Origin of the sequence: Commensalibacter nepenthis, from assembly GCF_029953305.1 — a bacterium.
Taxonomy (GTDB): domain Bacteria; phylum Pseudomonadota; class Alphaproteobacteria; order Acetobacterales; family Acetobacteraceae; genus Commensalibacter; species Commensalibacter nepenthis.
The window spans coordinates 1-3,631 of record NZ_JASBAN010000010.1 but is presented as its reverse complement, the minus strand read 5'-3'; the positions used below and the strand labels follow the sequence as shown (position 1 = coordinate 3,631).

Below are 3,631 nucleotides of genomic sequence, written 5' to 3'. Positions count from 1 at the left end.
GTATCCATATCAAAGCGATACCAGATCCCATCCCATGCAAGCTTTCTGGCAATAAAGTCAAAATCTGTTTCTTTATATTGCATATCTTGCTCATGAGCAGGATACGTATGGGTAATATCAAAATGGAAATCTTGACCTTCAAAACCATGACGATCTCTTAACACCTTCTCGACAATTTGAGGAATAGATTGGTTTTGAAAGATAGAGGTATATTGGGTTTTACGTAACAACGCCAACCGAGGCTCAAGGATGACCGCATAAGCGGTTTGGTCTTTAGAACTACTGAGTTTAGAAAAACCTGTAATGACCCCATAGACACGCCGTTGAGGCTCTAAATCAGAAGGGGATTGAAAGAAGAACTTAGCAGGGCAGTTTAAAACATCTTGAGGGGTAATGGTGGGATTAACAGAAGTGAAATTAATCTGATAAGTAAAAGGAGTGCTTAAACACTCCTGCCCTTGAAAATCCTGAATATCAATAGGGGAATGACAGCCTGATATGGAAAGATGATAGCGATTATGACCAGAACCAGAAACCCCTAAACCTTTACCAGTCAAAAGTGCCTTCGTTGCATCATCCACAACATCAAACATCCCCATATCATCACCCCAACAATTCGTTTAAAATAAGATATTATTACAACAATGAAAATATGCCGTTTTATTAATACGAGCAAGTCACTTTTTTCTGAAAATTATAAAGAAAACAGGCACAACTTGATTAAAAATCAAAATTAATCAAAAAATCAAAATAGAGTTTTCGGAGCAATACGCGCGAGCGCGCGAAATACCCAATAAGTTAGGTTTTATCTACACTCAAAAGAATACACTTCATACTCTATGAAATCCGTATTCTTTTGATCCGTTTTTAGTTAATGAATACGATGTTCTGTTGTCACTTAAAACTTAAAAGAATACAGATTGTAAATATGTTCATCGTAGAGGCAACTATCCCAATTTTTGAGATGGTTCGAAAGAATAAAAAGAGTTTTCCGACAAATACGCGCGTATAGGACTAGCTAAAAAGTTTTTTGAAACGTCCAAGCAATCCAGTGTTACCATTATCATCAACAGAAGTACCGTTTTTTTGAGGCTCTGATACGTTGTTCTCTTTAGGTGGTTCGATTGTACCAGATTTGTCTTGCCTATGCTCAAGCAGCTTTAAAGCCGTCTTAAGGCTATCTATCGTTTCTTGTTTCGATGATAATAAACGATTGAGGCTTTCAACCTCTTTTTCAAGGTCATGAATGCGCCTTGTCTCTGTGTCATTTTGTTTTATATCGTGCTGTGCGGTGGGTGGGCGTTCTGTGTCATCACCTGTAGCACGCTGTAACCTTGGCTCATTTTGCCCGCTTGTGACAGGCTGTGTCTTTAATTCGCCATATACTCGAATAAGCTCTGAAATCTCTATTCCTTGCTCGCCTGATGGGGTGTGACTTCTGGAAACACGACCTGCGTCAATATGCCTGTGTAACGTCCTGCGACTTTTACCAGTCAATCGAGCAGCTTCGGAAATAGAGACTATGGGCATTTTATTTTTTGTTCTCTCTGATATTGCTCCCAAATATCAATCATAATATCTGCAAATTGCGAAGCTGTAATGGATCTTTTTTTTTCGATTTTTAAATCGTAGTTAAAATATTTATTTAATATATTTTTCAAATAACGTACAATCAAAACTACTCCTGTAAATGGAGTTTCTTCGAAAAAATATTCATCGTATGGAAAATATTTTAAATATTCTATTGGTAGCTTAATATCGTCTGCACAATGATATATTAAAAACTCTGCATGACTACCATAAAATTCATATTCTTCATTATTGATAATCATGTCTGGAGTAAATATTTCTGATGAAATATAGCCGTCATAACAAATTCTATCGTAAATAATTTGGCGTATTTTTTGTGATTGATTCATTTTTAAATTAAATATTATACCATAATACCAGGCTTTTCAGGTTTATCAGGTTTATCAGGTTTATCAATCTTCTGCTTTTTACTATTCATACATTTATTTACACAAAGTGTTATGAGTGCAACATCAGCAGCAAATAATACCCATCCTATTCCAGGTATTATACGCCCAACAAATCTTAATACTCCTGCGGTTTGTCTAACTTTATTGGCTTGCTTAAAAGTCTTTCCATTTATCCAAGATGGTAAAGGTATTCTCGTATTAGGATAACGATGTTGAATAAGGGATGGAATACTTGTAAATATTGTTCTTTTTTCTTTGGGTCCTAAGGCTTTTGAGGGTATACCAACCAATTTTTTAGGTATCAATCCGCTTATGATTAGTGAATTAGATATATCAAGAGCACTACCATATTGCTCCCACGCACAATCCCACGCACAATCGCCTAATGTTCTATATGCTTCTTGGCTGCTTTTTGATAAAATTAAAGGTTCATAAACTTTAGAAAATCTATTACGATACCATAATATTTCATCTTTCGAAAGAAGTTTACAACTACCTATTGCATTTTGTTCAATTCTTTTTAAATCGTTTAACGTTGGCTGACCTGGACTATTAATTTCTCCCATATATAACGGAGAAGGTTTTAATAATTTTAATCTATCTTCTGGAATAGCATTCATTTTAAAATCCTTACTCTACTATATTCACATCCATGACAATTTCTTTGGCACTATTGGCGCAAATCCCAAGTTCTGGATGATATTCAAAATGGGCATTGACAACGCAAGTATCTTCAAATTGCCCTTCTGCATTTAAAGACATGGGTTCAACTCTTACGTCATCACTGTAAAGGGGAAAGAAAACATCATTATTATACTGTTCGAATTGCTCGGTTGCCCAAGCATCATTAAACCGAACCGTAAAAGCTCTAGCCATTTGTAAAGCTGGAGCATTATCATTGCCAATAAAAGATAATTCTATGGTTACTTGTGATCTTGACCATGTAATTTTATATTGATCTGTATAGCGCGTTTCAGAAGTAGATAATGTTTTTTCATCCTCAACTTGCAAGACGATATAAGGCGGTTTCGGCGAAGAAACCCTATCCGCAAGCCCTTTTACAATCTTTAATTTAGCCCCTTTCATTGGAATGGCTTTTTGTAGAAATTTACCAACGATATTATACATCTCTTTGTAAGTTAATGTTTTAAGTTTTGGAAAATCTTTATCTTTTGGGGCTTTAGCGGTTACTTTTGCTGATTTTTTCTCGTTTTTTTCGTCCGTCATTTTTATTTTCTTTCTGAAATGATGTGTTAAGACACAAAAAAAGACGCAGTTATTGCGTCTTGATTAAAATATTCTTTAGATTTTTGAGGATTAGGCACAAAAAAACGACCTCAAATGGGTCGTTCGATTTGGCTATGATATTGTTGTTCAACTATTTGAACGCAACAATTTCATGATGGTGTTTAAATTATCATAACTGTTCAAAAGTTTCAATAATTATTCATAACAATCACTCTTTCCCACCGTTAATCACTTCTAATTTTGGTATATCAATATCAGGAAATAAAGACATTAATTCACGAAAATTGCTTTCATCGAAATTGTTGGCAATCCAAGGATTAAGCAAATATTCTGTTTTATCTTTACTCGGTATAATCGCTTTTATTTCAATCAATTTAGAAAGCATTTTCTCTTTATGATTTTTA

Annotated in this window: 6 protein-coding genes; all 6 read right to left on the bottom strand. The window is 34.7% G+C overall.

What is annotated here, in order from left to right; genetic code table 11:
* Window positions 1–599 (bottom strand): type VI secretion system tip protein VgrG (gene vgrG / locus QJV33_RS11860; RefSeq protein WP_281463618.1); only part of this gene is annotated, 599 nt, incomplete at its 3' end.
* Window positions 600–1,014: 415 nt separating this feature from the next.
* Window positions 1,015–1,530 (bottom strand): hypothetical protein, encoded by a 516-nt coding sequence (locus QJV33_RS11855; protein ID WP_281463617.1) that lies wholly within the window; start codon window positions 1,528–1,530, stop codon window positions 1,015–1,017.
* On the bottom strand, window positions 1,521–1,919 hold the full coding sequence (locus QJV33_RS11850; RefSeq protein WP_281463616.1) for a hypothetical protein: 399 nt from the start codon (window positions 1,917–1,919) through the stop codon (window positions 1,521–1,523). Before QJV33_RS11850 ends, QJV33_RS11855 begins: the two co-directional genes overlap by 10 nt.
* A 14-nt stretch (window positions 1,920–1,933) precedes the next feature.
* A complete protein-coding gene (locus QJV33_RS11845; protein ID WP_281463615.1) occupies window positions 1,934–2,599 on the bottom strand; it encodes a hypothetical protein in 666 nt (221 codons plus the stop codon).
* A 10-nt stretch (window positions 2,600–2,609) separates the two neighbouring features.
* Window positions 2,610–3,206, bottom strand: coding sequence for a phage neck terminator protein (locus QJV33_RS11840; RefSeq protein ID WP_281463614.1), 597 nt, complete (start codon window positions 3,204–3,206; stop codon window positions 2,610–2,612).
* A gap of 229 nt (window positions 3,207–3,435) precedes the next feature.
* Window positions 3,436–3,631: hypothetical protein (locus QJV33_RS11835; protein ID WP_281463613.1), on the bottom strand; the 196-nt coding region annotated here is incomplete at its 5' end.